Below are 15,790 nucleotides of genomic sequence, written 5' to 3' on the forward strand. Positions count from 1 at the left end.
GGTATGCTGCGTTGGCTGACTGCCGGAGAATCTCACGGCCCTGAACTGATCGCCGTCCTCGAAGGGCTGCCCGCCGGCGTGCCCGTTTCGCTCGACGGAATCCGCGAAGACCTCGCTCGGCGAAAGCTCGGCTACGGCCGCGGCTCGCGGATGAAGTTCGAACAAGACGAACTGCACCTCTCAGGAGGCGTCGTGCACGGCGTCTCGATCGGCGGCCCCGTCGCGATCCGTATCGGCAACACCGAGTGGCCCAAGTGGACCGAGGTGATGAGCGCCGAGCAGACCGAACTCACCGAGAAGTCACGCGGCCGCGGCGCCCCACTGACCCGCCCCCGCCCCGGGCACGCCGATCTTGCGGGTATGCAGAAGTACGGCTTCGACGAAGCCCGCCCCGTGATTGAACGCGCGAGTGCGCGCGAAACCGCGGCCCGGGTGGCACTCGGCGCCGTGGCCCGTGCGTTCCTCGCAGAACTCGGAATCACGCTCGTGAGCCACACCATCTCCATGGGTGAGGTGGCCGTGCCTGCCGGTGCGCCGCTGCCGCGCCCTGAAGATGTCGCCGCGCTCGATGCCGATCCGCTGCGCTGCTTCGATGCTGCAACGAGCGAGCGCATGGTTGCCGAGGTCGACGACACCAAGAAGACCGGCGACACCCTGGGTGGCATCGTCGAGGTGCTTGCCTATGGCCTACCGCCGGGGCTCGGCTCTTACGTGCACTGGGACCGTCGCCTCGACTCACGCCTCGCCGGCGCCCTCATGGGCATTCAGGCGATCAAGGGTGTCGAGGTCGGCGATGGCTTCGAGACCACCCGCCGTCGCGGATCTGCCGCGCACGACGAGCTGCACCTCGCCGACGGCACCATCACCCGCGAAACGGGTCGTGCCGGCGGCATCGAGGGCGGCATGACCACCGGCCAAGTGCTGCGCGTTCGCGCTGGTATGAAGCCGATCGCCACTGTGCCGCACGCGCTCCCCACGATCGATGTGGCCACCGGTGAGGAGGCGAAGGCGCACCATCAGCGCAGTGACGTCACCGCGGTGCCCGCGGCCGGCGTTGTGGCTGAAGCGATGGTCGCACTCGTGCTCGCCGACGCTGTGACCGAGAAGTTCGGCGGCGACAGCGTGCCCGAGACCCGGCGCAACCTCGAGGCCTATGTGGCGGCGATCCCCGAGCGGCTGGCGACCGTCATCGAGTCGTGAACGGTCACCGGCGAGCGGGCCGCGCCTCGGGGCCTCCCGCGGCGAAGCCGAAGCCCGCGCCGCCCACGAAGCCTGCCCCGTCGGGTGATGCCGGGGCAACCGACGAAGTGGCTTCCGCCGCGTCGCGTCGAGCCGCGGCTCCCTCGGGCGCGCGTGGCCGCTCGCGGCGGCGCCGGCGGCGGCGGGGCGGTGCGCGCCTGCCGGATCGTGCCGTCGTGTTCGTGGGGCCGATGGCCGCGGGCAAGACGAGCCTCGGTAAGCGGGTCGCCCGTGAACTCGGGGTGCCGTTCATCGACACTGATGCGGTGTTCGTGCGTGAGCACGGCCCCATTACGGAGTTTTTCGAGCGGCACGGTGAGCCAGAATTCAGGCGTATCGAGGCCGAGGTGATCGCGGCCGAACTCGCGGTCGCAGGGGGGCGGATCGTGGCCCTCGGCGGGGGAGCGGTGCTCACTGAGAGCACTCGGCAACTGCTCGCCGGGCACCCCGTCGTGCTGCTGATGACCACGCAGGAAGCGGTGCTGCGCACCGCGAACCTGTCTCGTCGGCCGCTGCTGCGTGACGACCCGGAGGCGTGGGGCCGCATTCTCGAAGAGCGGCGCCCGCTCTACGAGGAGGTCGCGGATGTGACCTATCGCACCGACAGGGCCACCAAGGAACAGCTCGCACGCCGTGTGGCGCAGTGGGCCCGCAGTTTCAGAAAGAGGAGCGACCAGGCATGAGCGACACCCCCACCCGCATCGAGGTCACCGGCGACGCCGCGTACACCGTCACCGTGGGGCGCGGCGTGCTCGACAGGGTGGCCGAGGCACTGGGTGATCGAGTCGCCAAGGTGCTGATCGTGCACACTGCCACGGTGGGGCGTCTCGCCGACGAGCTACGCAGCGAGCTGCAGCAGCACTACGGCCAGGTGCTGCTCGCCGAGGTGCCCGATGCCGAGTCTGCGAAGCGCGTCGAGGTTGCGGCGTTCTGCTGGCAGATCATGGGTCAGGCCGACTTCACTCGCACCGACGCCGTGATCGGTCTGGGCGGCGGCGCCGTCACCGACCTCGCGGGTTTCGTTGCAGCCACCTGGCTGCGCGGCGTGCGGCTCGTGCAGATCCCCACCTCGGTGCTCGGCATGGTCGATGCCTCGGTGGGTGGCAAAACGGGCATCAACACTGCCGAGGGCAAGAACCTCGTCGGTTGCTTCTACGCGCCCGCAGCGGTGATCTGCGATCTCGATCTGCTCAGCACGCTGCCGAAGAACGAGATCCTTGCCGGCTTCGCTGAGGTTGCGAAGTGCGGCTTCATCGCCGAACCAGAAATCCTCGACATTCTCGAAGCCGATGTGGATCGCGCCACCGATCCGGCGACCCCCGAGTTTCAGCGCGTCGTCGAGCTCGCCATCGGTGTCAAGGCGCGTGTGGTTTCCGAGGATTTCCGCGAGGGTGGACTGCGTGAGATCCTCAACTACGGCCACACCCTTGGCCATGCCATCGAGCACGCCGAGCGCTATCAGTGGCGTCACGGTGTGGCGATCGCGATCGGCATGATGTACGCCGCCGAGCTGGGGCGCATGGCCGGCTCGCTCTCGGATGAGGCGGTGGAGCGCCACCGTCGGGTGCTGTCATCGCTGTCGCTGCCGCTTTCATACCCCGCTGGCCGCTGGCCCGGTCTGCTCGCCGCGATGCAACGGGACAAGAAGGCGAGGGCTGGGATGCTGCGCTTCATCGTGCTCGACGACATCGCGAAGCCGCGGGTGCTCGCGGGCGTCGATGAGTCGGTGCTGCAGTTCGCCTACCAGGAAATCGCCTCCTAAACGCGTCTGGCCGTGCCCCGGTGCGACACGGTGTTGCTGAATGTGACACGCAACGCGCCGGACGTTTGCCGGGCCGATAGATTTGACTGGTTGCGGGCGACACCGCGACCCCACTTGACACAGGAGTTTCCCCATGAGCCTTCGACGCCGACTCTCGGGAGGCATCGCCCTCCTTGCCAGTGCTGTCCTGCTTGCCGGATGCGCCTCGGGCGGCACCGCCGAGGCAGGCAGCGGCGATCCGGCAGACGCACCGAAGATCACCTTCCTCTACTCGCCGTACGCCGACTACGCCCCGTTCTTCATCGCCGAGGACAAGGGCTACTTCAAGGACGCCGGCCTCGATGTTGAGTTGATCTCGAAGAGCGGCAGCTCGGGTGAGACCTACCAGCAGGTCAGCACCGGCAGCATCACGGCCGGCGGCGCCACCTGGGGTGCGGGCCTCTTCAACGCGACCAAGGCCGGTGCATCGCTTTCGGTGATCGCCAGCGTTTCGAAGATCCCCGACGAGGGCAAGAACCCTGCGCCGCTCATGGCATCAGAGCAGTCGGGCATCACCGACGCGAAGCAGCTCAAGGGCAAGAAGATCGGTATCCCCGGCGATGGCGGCTTCGGCATCTACTCGGTGCACCTCGCCCTCGACTCCGTCGGCCTCAGCCTCGACGACGTCGAGCTCGTCAACCTGAGCCCCGGCGATATCCCGCCGGCGATGGCCAACGGCTCCGTCGACGCGAGCTGGACGATCGAACCGATCTCCTCGGCGATCTCAGGCAAGGACATCGGGCATGACCTGCTGCCCATCGACTACCAGTCGGGCGTCGAACTCGGTGCGCTCGTCTTCAACAGTGAGTATGTCGACAAGTACCCCGAAGCCGTGACGGCGTTCACCGCCGCGTACCTGCGTGCTGTGCAGGAGCTTGAGGACGGTGGCTGGAACGATCCCGCCGATCAGGCGATCATCGCCGAGTACACCGACCTGCCCGTCGAGACTCTCACCGCGATCGGCCTCACCAAGCAGGATCCCGAGGGTGCCATCGATTGGGAGGATGTTGCCCGTCAGGAGGCGTTCTTCCGTGAGCGCGGCGCTCTCGAGTTCGACGGCCCCTCCGGTATCGAGCAGGTCTTCCGCAAGGACATCCTGAAGCAGGCGGTCGCGCAGGCCGCGGAGCAGGCAGCCGCGAAGTGACGAAGCCCGGCATTTCCATCCGCAATCTCTGGAAGGCGTTCCCCGACGCCGACTCGAAGGGCGATGTGCTCGTCGCCGTCGAGGACGTCTCCCTGGAGATCGGCGAACGCGAATTCGTCTGTGTGCTCGGCCCGTCCGGGTGCGGGAAGAGCACACTGCTGCGGGTGGCGGCCGGGCTTGAGAAGCCGAGCCTTGGCTCTGTCGAGACGGCGAGCCGCCCGTCGGTGGTGTTCCAGGAGCACGGCGTGTTCCCCTGGCTCACCGTCGCCGAGAACGTCGGTTACCCGCTCAAGCTGCGGGGCATGCCCCGTTCGGCGCGGCGGGAGCGGGTGCGCGAGCTGCTCGAACTCGTGGGGCTCTCAGATTTCGGCAGCTACTATCCAGCACAGATCTCCGGCGGTATGCGTCAGCGCACTTCGGTGGCGCGCGCTCTCGCCGACGACGGCGACGCGCTGCTCATGGACGAGCCGTTCGGTGCGCTCGACGAGCAGACCCGTGTGGCACTGCAGCAGGAGTTGCTGCGCATCTGGGAGCAGACCTCGAAGTCGGTGATGTTCATTACGCACAGCGTCGATGAGGCGTTGACCCTCGCCGACCGCGTCGTGGTGATGTCGCAACGGCCCGGCCGCATCGTGGCCGAGATCGAGATCCCGTTCGAGCGGCCGCGCGACATCATCGAGCTGCGGCGCGACCCTCGCTACGGCGAGATCACCTATCAGCTCTGGAACCTGCTTGAGCAGGACGCGGCGGGGGAGGAGGCGGCGTGACCGCTCAGCTTGAGGAAGCCACGCAGGATCCTGCGGAGTCGCGTGAAGAGGTCAAGCGGAAGCTTGCCTCTGCCGTGCACGCTGAGAAGGGCTCGCCGTGGATTCGCCGTATCGGCCCGTACACGCCGCTGCTGCTGATCCTCGTGTGGGAGGTGCTGAGCCGCGCAGGTGTGCTCGACGCGAGGTTCTTCCCTCCGCCGAGCTCGATTGTCGAGACCTTCGTGAAGATGCTCATGGACGGGGTGCTCATCGAGCACACGGCGATGACGTTGTCGCGCATCTTCGTGGGCTTCCTGCTGGGGGCGATTCCCGGGGTGCTGCTGGGGGTGCTGCTGGGCACGGTGCGGCCTCTGCGTCAGCTGCTCGAACCGATCTTCTCGAGCTTGCTGCCCATTCCGAAGGTGGCGATCTTCCCGCTGCTGCTGCTCATCTTCGGTCTTGGTGAGACGAGCAAGTATGTGATCGTCGCAATCGGCGTGTTTTTCTACCTGTTCTTCAACACGATGAGCGGGGTGATGCAGACGCCGACGCTGTACGAGGATGTGGCTCGCGCGAACGGGGCTACCCGCCTGCAGCGCTGGTTTACGGTGTCATTCCCGTACGCGCTGCCGTCGATTTTCACGGGTATGAAGCTTGCCACGGGTGGCGCTTTCGTGATCATCGCGGCGTCTGAGTTCGTGGGATCGCAGAGCGGTCTCGGGTATCTCATCTGGAGTTCGTGGTCGACGTTCGCGGTGTCGAAGATGTACGTGGGCATTGTCACGATCTCTGCGCTCGGCTATGGCGCAACCGCGCTCGAAGGCGTGATCGAGCGCCGTGTGGTGCCGTGGGTGAAGTACTGAGCGCGGTGGATGCGGTGATGGAGGTCGCGGCCGGGAGGGTGCGGCTCGCGGTGGCTCGGGTGCTCGCGCCGTATGCGGCGGGCGGCGTGTATGTCGCTGAGGATGCGGATCGCGCGGCCTGCTGGATTGTGCAGGCTGAGCACCTTGGTCTTGCGGGCTTCGGTGTCGATATGCTGCTGCGGGATCTGCGCCGGGTGGAGAGCGGATCGCGGCCGGCTGTTCCAGCTCACACCAGGCCAGCCGACATCGATCCTGCCGGTGATTCCTCGTTCTCCGGCGCGATTTCAGATATTGACGCGGCGGGAATCCCCGGGCCGCTGGCTCTCGCAGCTGCGGTGCGGATCGCCGAGGCCGCCGTGGCATCCCACGGCATCGGGCTTGTTGGCGTGCGCAACGTGGGTGCGCTCGGTGTGCTGGGGCTCGCGGCGCGCGTGCTCGCTGAGCGTGGGCGGGTTGCGCTGATCTCGGCGCAGGCGCCGGCGATGGTCGCGCCGTGGGGCGGATCCGCGCCGGCGATCGGCACCAACCCGATCGCATTCGCTGCACCCCGGGCAGGCTCTGCGCCGCTCGTCGCTGACTTCGCGACCTCGCAGATCACGCTCGCCGAATTGCGTCGTCTCCGTGAGGCAGGAGAGCAACTGCCCGATGGAGTCGCCATTGACGCCGCAGGCCACCCCACCTCAGCTCCCGACGAGGTCGCCGCGCTGCTGCCCGAGGGGCGCCTCGGCTCACTCGCGGGTCTGCTCGTCGAAGTGCTTGCGGGGGCCGCTGTCGGTGGCCGCGCACCCGCGGGCACCCCTGTCGATGGGCGTGGTGCTGTGGTGATTGCAATCGATCCCGCTCGTGCAGGCGGCACGCACGTCTCTGAAACCTGTGCTGAGATCGCCCAGCAGTGGCGTGCGGCAGGTGGGCATGTGCCGGGGCGTTTCGACGCGCTCGAGTCTTCGCACTCGGAGGCGCCTGACACGGTGATCCGTCTGCAACAGACCGACTTCGATGCGCTGCTCGCCCGCGCAGGCGAGGCCGGCGCGTGAGCGGCCCCGCAAACCCTGGCGTGCTGCGCATTGAGGCGGAGCCGCGGACCGGCCTGCTCTCGCAGCGCCGCCGCATCACCGTTGACTCGGCGGTGCCCGGATCGCTCGTCACCCTGCGGGCCGAGACCCGACGTGGGGCCGAGTTGTGGGCGGCGCAGGCGACGTACCTCGTCGACGCTGCAGGTCGGCTCGACCTCGATACTTCAGCGCCCGTCTCGGGCGACTACCGCGTTGCCGACGCAATGGGGCTGTTCTGGGCGCAGCGCCGTCAGACAAACGCAGGCGGCAGCGTCGAACCGAGTGATGTGTCGGCGCCGATCCGCACCCGCATCACCGCACACGCCGAGCCGGGCACCGGCCTGCTCGATGTGCCTGCCGCAGGGGTCCTCCGCGCTGGCGCGCAACCAGCTTCAGCCGAGCTGGTCATCGAGCAACTGCTGCTCGCCGACGGCGTGCAGCGCGCTGAGATTCGGCGCGATGGGCTCGTCGGCACCCTGTTCACGCCGACCGGCGAGGGCCCGCACCCCACCATCATCGTGATGAACGGTTCGGGCGGCGGTATCAACGAGGCGCGTGCGGCCCTCTACGCGGCGCACGGCATCCAAGCCCTCGCACTCGGCTACTTCAAAGCCCCCGGCCTGCCCGACTACATCTCGCGCACCCCCCTCGAGTACTTCGAGCGCGCCATCGACTTCGTCACCACCGAACTCGACCCACTGGGCGGCGCACCGCTCGTGAGCGGGCAGTCGCGCGGCGGAGAACTCACCCTGCTGCTCGCATCGTTGTTTCCTGAGCGGATCCTCGGCGCGGTCGCCTTCGTGCCCGCTGCATTCGTGTTCGGCGCCCAGGGCGCAGCCGACCCCGCCGAAGGTTGGAACGGGCCCACCTGGACCCTGGGCGGCGCACCGCTCGAACACCTCTGGCACAACAACAGCGGCGTCGACTGGCAGCCCTGGAACGACGACCCGGCGCCCACCAGGCACGCAGACGTCTACGTCGACGGCCTGCACGACCGCGAGCTCGCCCGCGCCTCGCGCATCCCCATCGAGCGTTTCACAGGCCCCGTCGCCTGCGTATCCGGCCTCGACGATCGCGCCTGGCCGTCGAGCTTCGCCTCCCGCATCGTCTTCGACACTCTCGCGCGGCACGGCCACACCGCCGAGCGCCTGCACCTCGACTACGTCGACGCCGGCCACGGCATCGCGATCCCGCACCTGCCGAGCACCGAGATCGAGCGCATGCACCCCGTCTCAGGGGTGCACTACTCGAACGGCGGCACCCCGCGAGGCAACGCCGAAGCCAGTGCCGACTCCTTCGCACAGGTCTGCGCCTTCGTGCACCGCACGGCGTCGCGTCACACTTCCAACCATCAACGATAAGGAGCAGTGATGCCGGTAACTGAGCATCTCGCCGGGCAGTGGCGCGAGTGGCGCCACAAGCACGTCTCGGACCTCACCCGACCCTACGGCTGGACGGCGCTCGTCGCGCAGTACTGGCTGCACGAGGGAGCGTCAGACGTGGAGCTCGAGCTGCTGCCCGGCACCTGGAGCGTCAGCGACGGCAAGGTGATCCACACCCCCGCGGAAGAAGGGCCGCAGCTCTCCGTCAACGGCGAGTACCCGACCGGGCCCGTCGAGATCGTCACCGGCCGCAATCAGACCTACGGTCACGGCGCGAGCGTGCCCGTCTACTTCGGTGCCTGCGAAGTCGAGACGGTGCCGCGCACCAACGATGCGGGCGACCGCATTTTCGGCGTGCGCGTGCGCGATCCGCGGGTGTCGGTGCGGGCCGAGCAGATCGGCCTCACAGCCTTCGACTACGACCCCGCGTGGCGCCTCCCCGCAGTGTTCACCCCGGCGGAACGCGACGATGTCGAGCAAGAAACCGTCGAGCGCGGCGTGCGGGAGACCACCAGCCGCATCGGCACCCTGCGCTTCGAGCACAACGGCACGCCGTATGAGATCGTGCTCATCGGTAAGGACGCGGGAGATCGGGTGCAGCCCGTCGCCCACATCCGCGACGCCACGAGCGGCCCCATCAGCTACGGCGCCGGCCGCGTGATCGAGCTGCAGTTCTCCGAGGACGGCGCCGGTCGCATCGACTGGATCGATTTCAACTACGCCGTCGCGCTGCCGTGCGCGGTCACCAACTTCGTGACCTGCCCGCTGCCGCCCCGCCAGAACCACCTCGACTTCGAGGTGCTCGCCGGCGAGAAGAAGCCCGAGCACGATGTTGCACGGGTGCTCACCTACGAGGCGCCCGCCGCCTGAGCCCGCATGGCCGCCGCCCCTCCGCAACCCCTTGCGTTCCTCCCGGATCACACTGAGGATGGGGAGGGAGCGGCGGACCCTCCGCCGTCGGAGGGGATCCCATGACCACGATTGCTCAGAACCTCGTCGACACACTCGAGGCGAACGGGATCGAACGCGTCTACGGCATTCCGGGCGACTCGCTGAACGGCATCACCGACGCCCTGCGCACCTCGGGCATCGAGTGGGTGCACGCCCGTCACGAGGAGGGGGCGGCCTTCGCCGCCGCAGGGGAGGCCTCAGTCACCGGCAGCCTGGCGGTGTGCGCCGGTAGCTGCGGCCCCGGTAACCTGCACCTCATCAACGGGCTCTACGAGGCACAGCGCTCGCGCGTGCCGGTGCTCGCCATCGCCGCGCACATCCCGAGCGCCGAGATCGGCTCGAACTACTTCCAGGAAACGCACCCGCAGGAACTCTTCCGCGAGTGCTCCGTCTACGTCGAGCACGTGTCCGACCCGGCGCAGATGCCCCGGCTGCTGCGTATTGCCATGCAGACCGCGGTAGAGAAGCAGGGCGTCGCGGTGCTCGTGATCCCCGGCGACATCGCCCTCTCCGAGATCCCCAGCAACGAACTCGCCAAAGTCACCACGGTGCGGCCCAGGGTCGTGCCGCAGCAGGAGCAGCTGGAGCTCGCAGCCGAAATGCTGAACGGTGCGAAGAAGGTGACGATCCTCGCGGGAGCTGGCGTCGCCGGCGCCCATGATGAGGTGATCGCCCTCGCTGACTCCCTCGCCGCGCCCATCGTGCACGCACTGCGCGGCAAGGAGCACATCGAGTTCGACAACCCCTTCGACGTGGGCATGACCGGACTGCTCGGCTTCGCTTCGGGCTACCGCGCCATGGAGGCAGCCGACACTATCCTCATGCTCGGCACTGACTTCCCGTACCAGCAGTTCTACCCGGCGGGCGCGACCAAGATCCAGGTCGACGTGCGAGGTGAGCAGCTGGGACGCCGCGCTCCGCTCGACCTGGGAATCGTCGGTGACGTGCGCGAGACCGCCGCATCACTGCTGCCGCTGCTGCAGCGCAAGCAGCGCCGATCCCACCTCGACGACGCGCTCGAGCACTATCGAAAAACGCGCAAGAAGCTCGATGAGCTCGCCACGCCCACGGGGCCGGGGAAGGCGATCCACCCCCAGTACGTCGCCCGGCTCATCGACACCCTCGCCGCCGACGACGCCGTGTTCATTCCCGACGTCGGATCGCCCGTCGTGTGGGCGGCCCGGTATCTCACCATGAACGGCCGCCGCCGTCTCATCGGCTCCTTCAGCCACGGCTCAATGGCGAACGCGCTCTCGCAGGGCATCGGCGTGCAGGCCTCCCACCGCAGCCGTCAGGTCGTAGCGCTCGCGGGCGACGGCGGGCTGGCAATGCTGCTCGGCGAACTGCTCACACTCGAACAGAACGCGCCGCTGCCGCTCAAGATCGTGGTGTTCAACAACTCCTCGCTGAACTTCGTCGAACTCGAGATGAAAGCCGCGGGATTCGTGAACTACGGCACCGAGCTCAAAAACCCCGACCTCTCCGCCGTGGCGCGGGCGATCGGTCTGCACGCCACCCGGGTGAGCGAATCAGAGCAGCTGGAAGACGCACTCCGCGACGCCTTCGCCCATGACGGGCCCGCGCTCGTCGAGGTGATCACCGACCGCCAGGAGCTGTCGATGCCGCCCTCGATCAGCGTCGAGCAAATGAAAGGCTTCACGCTCTACGCGCTGCGCTCCGTGCTCTCGGGGAGAGGCGACGAGGTGCTCGACCTGGCACGCACCAACCTGCGCCAGATCTTCTAGAGGGCGGCTCAGGCGATCCTGAACCCCTGGCCCTGCAGAATGAGCGCGAGCACGCGGCGATCCTCGCTGTGCATCACGCCCTCCACGAAGCGGCTCAGCGCCCGATCAAGGGTCACGGCCCCGGCACTGCCGGCCACCTTCTGCAGAATCGCCACGAGCGTGCGCGGCGCGAGCACCGCCTCCTCCAAACCCGGGCGGCCATCGATCTCGCGCTCCGTGCTCACGTACGCACCGAAACCCTCGCCGTGCTCACCCGAAAACACCTGTTGGCTGATAAACGCAGCCCGCGCTACCCGCAGCAGCTCGTCGACCCCGATACCCGGCGGCAACTCGCCGCGCTCGTCGACGACGGCCGCAGCCGCGAGCAGCGCGTTCTCGGCAGGAAACTCCTCGTAGCCCAGACCGGTATCGGGATAGTGCACCCGGTAAGCGTTCGCACCGAAGCGGTTGACGAGCTCGGCGCTGAGCCGGTCGAGACCCCGATAGCGATGCGGCGTCTGCTCGTTGGCAGTGGCGAGGATCGCGAAACCCGAGGCGATCCGCAGCTCCCGGCCAGCATCCTCCTGCACGCTGAAGACATCGCCGGGGCGCAACTGCAGCACCCGGTTGAGACGCTTCAAAAACTCAGCGGGCATCGCATTGACCTCGTCGAGGATCACCGGCCGCCCCTCCGCCATCGCACGCAGCAGCGGCCCCGGCACGAACACGCTCACCGTGGCACCGGCCTCCGCCCGCAACTCGTGGGTGCCGATCAGTTGCGCTCCGGTGATGTCGCCGTAGCCCGAGACGAACTCGGGCTCCGCACCGACGGCCAGGCGCGACAGATGCTCGGCGAGCGCCGTCTTCGCGCCGCCCGTCTCACCGACGAGCAGCACCGGATCCCCCCGCAGCACTGCGGGCAGCGCCTCAGAAATAATGCCCCGCATCTGATCGGTTTCGAGCAGACCGCCGCGCAGTTGACGCGCCGCCCGACGCAGCCGCAAGGTGCCCAGGGACTCCAGCACGGCGTCGCGCCGATCGGCCGTCGACACCGCGGATCGCCAGCCGCCCTCCGAACGCAGCTCAGCGGCGGCGCGCAGCTCGCGAACGCGCACACCCTCCGACGCGGTCAGAGCCCGCCCCGCGACCACAGCTCGCGCCACAACCGCGTCGGCCGCAGCGAGACGCGCCCTGCGCGACGCCCCCTCGCGATGCGCCGCCACAGTGGTGCGCAGCACGCGCGCACGCTCATCAAGGGCGGCCTCGATCAATGAGCGGCTATCGGCGTCGTCGAGTATCGCAGCGAGTCGGCCCTCAACAGCCGCGAGATCGGCCCGATGCTCTGCAGCCTCCGCCTGACCGGTAGACGATGCGAGAGCGCGACGCACCAGGCGTCGCTCGTCAGCAAGGGTGCGCGCCTCGCGCAGCACGGGGTCAGCGTCGAAAGCCAGCATGCCCGTCACGCTACCACCGCGCCACGGCCGTCGTGGCCCGGTAGGGTGTGGGCATGGTGGACGCAGGCATCGAGGAGCGCGAGCGCCTGCGAGCCGTTGGCGCGCTTATCGGGGTGCCGATCATTGTCACCGATGATGAGATCTGGGAGCTCGATGACAGTGCGCTGCGGGTGGGGCTCGGCTGGTACGCCAGCCGCGGGCACGGGCACGAAGAGGCCGTAGCGCTCGCGCTGCTGCAACTCTGGGAGAGCGTGCACGGCGAACGGCGCGCCCCCGAGCGGGCGCGCCGCGGTCGCTCGATCATCGCCGCACACCCCTTCGCTGAGCCGCTCGTGGCCGCGGTGATCCGCCTGCAAGCAGTATCCGAGCTGCTCACTGCGCTGCCAGGGCTCCGGGACCGGCTCGCCGCAGCAATCGTGCGCAGCCTCCCAGGCAGCCTCGCCGAACAGCCCCGGCATCTGCAGTGGGTCGCGCTGCTGCTCGCAGCAGGCACCGGCGCCGCACGCCTTGCAGGTCTCGCACCCGAAGTCGTCGCGGAATGGGACACCCTCGTGCACGCCTCCCGCGACGGCGACGCGCTGCGGCGAGTGCTCGCCCCGGACCCGAGCCGGGCGCCGCTTGAACGCTTCGAACGAGCGCTCGCGCTGCTGTTGCCGCCCTACGAACGACTGCTCGCTCGCGATGCGCAGGAGCGCGGCCTCGGCGACGGCCCCCGCGGCGCAGAGGCAGAACACCACGAGGGCGGCGCGGCCTCAGACGACTTCGGAGCCGCCGGGGCTGGCGGTGACGCCGAACAACAAGCCACCGACGACGGCCCCGCCGAGGGCGAAACCGAAGCGCCGGGCGAAGACGAGCGGGCGCGCGCAGGGGAGGGGCGGCAAGCAGCCGAAGGCGCCGACCTGTTCGCCGCCGAGCAGGCCGGTTTCGTCACCGCGATGCTCGCCACCCCCCTGCCAGCCGAGGGTGCGCTGCTGGAAGCGATGGCGCTGCCCCAGTTGGAGGCCACCCCGCAGCCGGGCGATGAGCAGCGCGACATTGGCGGCGGCTCGGCCGACGGGGGCGGCGGCAGCGCCCGCGCCGACTACCGCGACAGAGTCGCAGAACTCGCAGACGCGATCGAACGCATGCGCGCTGTGTGGGCGCAGGTCATCGCCGAACGCATCGCGCAACTGCGTGGAATCGGGCGGCGCCCGGTGCCCGAGGGGGAAATGCTCGCCCCCGATGCCCTTGCCCGTGCCGTCGCAGAAGCGCGCGCCGGTGTGGCGCGCCCGGCAGCATTCCTGCGGCGGGAAACGCGCCCCCGACGGCGGCGGCGCGCAGGCAGCACCGACTACGTCCTACTCGTCGACCGTTCGGCCTCCATGCAGGGCCGCGTCGCCGACGCCGCAGCTGATGCCGCACTCATCATGCTGGAAGCGCTCGCCGGTGTCGAACGCGACATCGCGCACGCCGAGCAGCAGGCCGGGGTCGAATTCGATCTCGACATCCGCACGGCGCTCGTGGTGTTCGACGGCGAGCCGGTCCTCGTGAAGCCATTGAGTCGTGGCCTCGACGATGGAGTGCGTCGCCGCATGCACACCGAGATCCGCTCCCCGCGCGGATCCACGAACGACGGGGCGGCGCTGCGGCTGGCCGCCCAGCAGCTCGGCATCGTGCCGGGCGCTGCGGGCGTTTCTGGCACTGCTGGCCCGCTCGGCGACGGCGTCGAACGGCGTCGCGTGGTGCTGCTCGTGAGCGATGGCGGATCGAATGATCCCGCCGCCGCCGCGGGTGAGCTGCGTCGGCTGCGGAATGCCGGAGCCGAGGTGCACGGCATCGGCATCGGCTCGGATGAGGTGGTGCGGCGCTACGCCCCGAGCAGCCGACGCATCGACGACCCCGCAGGCATCGCCGAGGCGATCCAACAGCTTGTCGAACGTGGGATACGGTGATGGTGAGCCACACCAGATCGGAGACCACATGACCGCGGCAGACACGGGGGATCGCACCCGCCTGATGCGAGGGCTCTTCCCCGAGCTCGCGGCCGAACTCGACGGTGCCCTCGCTGCGAACGGCGGCACCGCCGACGACTTCGATGCCTGGCTCGACGGCGAAACCGCGCGACTGCGTGCGACCACCATCGGTGCGGCCGCGTTCACCGAGGTGCTCGACGTGGCCCAGCGCGAGCGCTTCGAACGCGCCTTCGCGGCGGCAAGCGCCGTCGCAGCGTGGCTCGACCTCGCACTGCCGCAGCCGGAGGCATTCGCCCACGCGGGCGTCGCGTTCAGCGGGCTCGGCGCAGCCCTCGCAGCCGACCCCACCCTTTTACCCGTGCCCGCGCCCCACGGCCTCGGCATGGCTGGGTGGCGGCGGTTGTTCGCGCGGGCTGCAGCAGACGACGGCCCGCTGTCGCACCAGGATGGCGGATCCCCGCTCGTGCTGGCGAGTGAAGCTGAACGGGAGTTCACCAGTCTCGACCGCGCCGCCGCAGGGGTTCCCGTCGTGCGCGACAGCGGCGGCGTCGACTGGACCCTGCGACTCGTGCCCGCCGGCCTCGCGCCGGCGGTGCTCGGCCTCAGTTTCGAGCACGGCCCGCACGCGACGCTGCCGGAAATGCTGATGCTGCAGCTTATGCGCGCCGTTGCGGGCGAGCCTCTCGTTGACGCTCGTAGCTTCACTTGGCTCGCAGGCACGCTCTCCGACGGCCGACTCGCCGCCAGACACGTCTACGACGCCGCCGAGCACAGCGTGCGCATCAACTGCCGCGAGGTCGGAAACCAGGGCCCGCACCTCGGGGCCCGGCCGCCGATCGGCTGAGCGGTCCTACTCCCACACGCTCCGGGCGTCGGCGCGCGTCGAAGGCAGTCGGGAGGCAGTGCCCCACGCGAGTACGTCGTCGGGAACGCGCAGCTGATCCGGATCCGCACCGCTCTTCTCAATGACCTCAGCCACCGGCACCGTGCCGCCGCCGCGGCGCAGAATACGGCCCCGCACCACTGCGCGAGCGTAAATCTCAGGGCGCCGCTGCGCGTCGGGGCGCACGAAGCGCTGCTCGATATACACCGCCTGCTCGTCGAAGCCGAGGATGCGCGACTCGATCCAGAACCGCATCCACGGGTTCAGCGATTTGCGATATGAGATGGTCTGGCCCACAACCACCGGGTACCAGCCCTCGCGTTTGAAGACATCGAGTGCGCCGTTGCGCTGAATCAGGTCGAAACGCGCCACGTCCATGATTGACAGGTACTTGCCGTTGTTCATGTGGCGCAGCACATCCAGGTCGGTGGGCCACACCCGAAACCGCGAACGCGAAACGTCGCCGAAGCCGAGCCTCGGGCCGCGGGGCCCGACGAACCAGAGATGCCAGAAGGTGCGGAAGAGCATGTGCATCACCGCAGGATAGGGCCGCGGCGGCACGCAACGCACACCATTTGTGGGAGAGCTGCAAGGTCGGT

Annotated in this window: 14 protein-coding genes; 12 read left to right on the forward strand and 2 right to left on the reverse strand. The window is 68.9% G+C overall.

What is annotated here, in order from left to right; translation table 11 throughout:
- Positions 1-3 precede the first annotated feature (3 nt).
- From aroC to poxB, 10 genes are all read left to right on the forward strand, one after another.
- The gene (gene aroC, locus WFL22_RS03685) at positions 4-1,200 is read left to right on the forward strand and encodes a chorismate synthase (protein ID WP_336991521.1); all 1,197 of its coding nucleotides are present in this window, start codon (positions 4-6) and stop codon (positions 1,198-1,200) included.
- The gene (locus WFL22_RS03690; protein ID WP_336991522.1) at positions 1,197-1,922 is read left to right on the forward strand and encodes a shikimate kinase; all 726 of its coding nucleotides are present in this window, start codon (positions 1,197-1,199) and stop codon (positions 1,920-1,922) included. The genes aroC and WFL22_RS03690 overlap by 4 nt, the downstream gene beginning before the upstream one ends.
- The gene (aroB, locus tag WFL22_RS03695; RefSeq protein ID WP_336991523.1) at positions 1,919-3,001 is read left to right on the forward strand and encodes a 3-dehydroquinate synthase; all 1,083 of its coding nucleotides are present in this window, start codon (positions 1,919-1,921) and stop codon (positions 2,999-3,001) included. The genes WFL22_RS03690 and aroB overlap by 4 nt, the downstream gene beginning before the upstream one ends.
- A gap of 133 nt (positions 3,002-3,134) precedes the next feature.
- Positions 3,135-4,184: an ABC transporter substrate-binding protein gene (locus WFL22_RS03700; protein WP_336991524.1), complete on the forward strand. Its 1,050-nt coding sequence runs from the start codon at positions 3,135-3,137 to the stop codon at positions 4,182-4,184.
- Complete coding sequence (locus WFL22_RS03705) at positions 4,181-4,951, forward strand: ABC transporter ATP-binding protein (RefSeq protein WP_336651075.1); 771 nt, start codon at positions 4,181-4,183, stop codon at positions 4,949-4,951. Before WFL22_RS03700 ends, WFL22_RS03705 begins: the two co-directional genes overlap by 4 nt.
- Positions 4,948-5,793, forward strand: a complete 846-nt coding sequence (locus WFL22_RS03710; protein ID WP_336991526.1) for an ABC transporter permease — start codon at positions 4,948-4,950, stop codon at positions 5,791-5,793. The genes WFL22_RS03705 and WFL22_RS03710 overlap by 4 nt, the downstream gene beginning before the upstream one ends.
- Positions 5,778-6,827 carry an Ldh family oxidoreductase gene (locus tag WFL22_RS03715; RefSeq protein ID WP_336991527.1) on the forward strand — a complete coding sequence of 350 codons (1,050 nt, stop codon included), beginning with the start codon at positions 5,778-5,780 and terminating at the stop codon, positions 6,825-6,827. Before WFL22_RS03710 ends, WFL22_RS03715 begins: the two co-directional genes overlap by 16 nt.
- Positions 6,824-8,206 (forward strand): acyl-CoA thioesterase/bile acid-CoA:amino acid N-acyltransferase family protein, encoded by a 1,383-nt coding sequence (locus tag WFL22_RS03720; protein ID WP_336991528.1) that lies wholly within the window; start codon positions 6,824-6,826, stop codon positions 8,204-8,206. Before WFL22_RS03715 ends, WFL22_RS03720 begins: the two co-directional genes overlap by 4 nt.
- 9 nt (positions 8,207-8,215) lie before the next feature.
- Positions 8,216-9,097: a DUF1684 domain-containing protein gene (locus WFL22_RS03725; protein WP_336651071.1), complete on the forward strand. Its 882-nt coding sequence runs from the start codon at positions 8,216-8,218 to the stop codon at positions 9,095-9,097.
- 101 nt (positions 9,098-9,198) lie between these two features.
- Complete coding sequence (gene poxB, locus WFL22_RS03730; RefSeq protein WP_336991529.1) at positions 9,199-10,923, forward strand: ubiquinone-dependent pyruvate dehydrogenase; 1,725 nt, start codon at positions 9,199-9,201, stop codon at positions 10,921-10,923.
- Positions 10,924-10,931: 8 nt separating this feature from the next.
- Here poxB and WFL22_RS03735 read toward each other — a convergent pair whose 3' ends face one another.
- Positions 10,932-12,356 (reverse strand): AAA family ATPase, encoded by a 1,425-nt coding sequence (locus tag WFL22_RS03735; protein ID WP_336991530.1) that lies wholly within the window; start codon positions 12,354-12,356, stop codon positions 10,932-10,934.
- A 53-nt stretch (positions 12,357-12,409) separates the two neighbouring features.
- On the opposite strand from WFL22_RS03735, the gene WFL22_RS03740 reads away from it, so the two are divergent.
- Together WFL22_RS03740 and WFL22_RS03745 are read left to right on the forward strand one after the other, a co-directional pair.
- Positions 12,410-14,287: a vWA domain-containing protein gene (locus WFL22_RS03740; RefSeq protein ID WP_336991531.1), complete on the forward strand. Its 1,878-nt coding sequence runs from the start codon at positions 12,410-12,412 to the stop codon at positions 14,285-14,287.
- Positions 14,288-14,315: 28 nt separating this feature from the next.
- A complete protein-coding gene (locus WFL22_RS03745; RefSeq protein ID WP_336991532.1) occupies positions 14,316-15,152 on the forward strand; it encodes a hypothetical protein in 837 nt (278 codons plus the stop codon).
- 6 nt (positions 15,153-15,158) lie between these two features.
- On the opposite strand, the gene WFL22_RS03750 is transcribed toward WFL22_RS03745, so the two are convergent.
- Complete coding sequence (locus WFL22_RS03750) at positions 15,159-15,725, reverse strand: acyl-CoA thioesterase (protein ID WP_336651066.1); 567 nt, start codon at positions 15,723-15,725, stop codon at positions 15,159-15,161.
- Between the last annotated feature and the right edge of the window lie 65 nt (positions 15,726-15,790).

This window comes from Leucobacter sp. VD1, from assembly GCF_037150695.1.
Lineage (GTDB): Bacteria > Actinomycetota > Actinomycetes > Actinomycetales > Microbacteriaceae > Leucobacter.

Excerpts from the sequence above, each read along its gene's own strand:
- aroC (WP_336991521.1), top strand. The coding sequence starts at position 4 with ATGCTGCGTTGGCTGACTGCCGGAGAATCTCACGGCCCTGAACTGATC.
- aroB (WP_336991523.1), top strand. The coding sequence starts at position 1,919 with ATGAGCGACACCCCCACCCGCATCGAGGTCACCGGCGACGCCGCGTAC.
- WFL22_RS03700 (WP_336991524.1), top strand. The coding sequence starts at position 3,135 with ATGAGCCTTCGACGCCGACTCTCGGGAGGCATCGCCCTCCTTGCCAGT.
- WFL22_RS03725 (WP_336651071.1), top strand. The coding sequence starts at position 8,216 with ATGCCGGTAACTGAGCATCTCGCCGGGCAGTGGCGCGAGTGGCGCCAC.
- poxB (WP_336991529.1), top strand. The coding sequence starts at position 9,199 with ATGACCACGATTGCTCAGAACCTCGTCGACACACTCGAGGCGAACGGG.
- WFL22_RS03735 (WP_336991530.1), bottom strand. The coding sequence starts at position 12,356 with ATGCTGGCTTTCGACGCTGACCCCGTGCTGCGCGAGGCGCGCACCCTT.
- WFL22_RS03740 (WP_336991531.1), top strand. The coding sequence starts at position 12,410 with ATGGTGGACGCAGGCATCGAGGAGCGCGAGCGCCTGCGAGCCGTTGGC.
- WFL22_RS03745 (WP_336991532.1), top strand. The coding sequence starts at position 14,316 with ATGACCGCGGCAGACACGGGGGATCGCACCCGCCTGATGCGAGGGCTC.
- WFL22_RS03750 (WP_336651066.1), bottom strand. The coding sequence starts at position 15,725 with ATGCACATGCTCTTCCGCACCTTCTGGCATCTCTGGTTCGTCGGGCCC.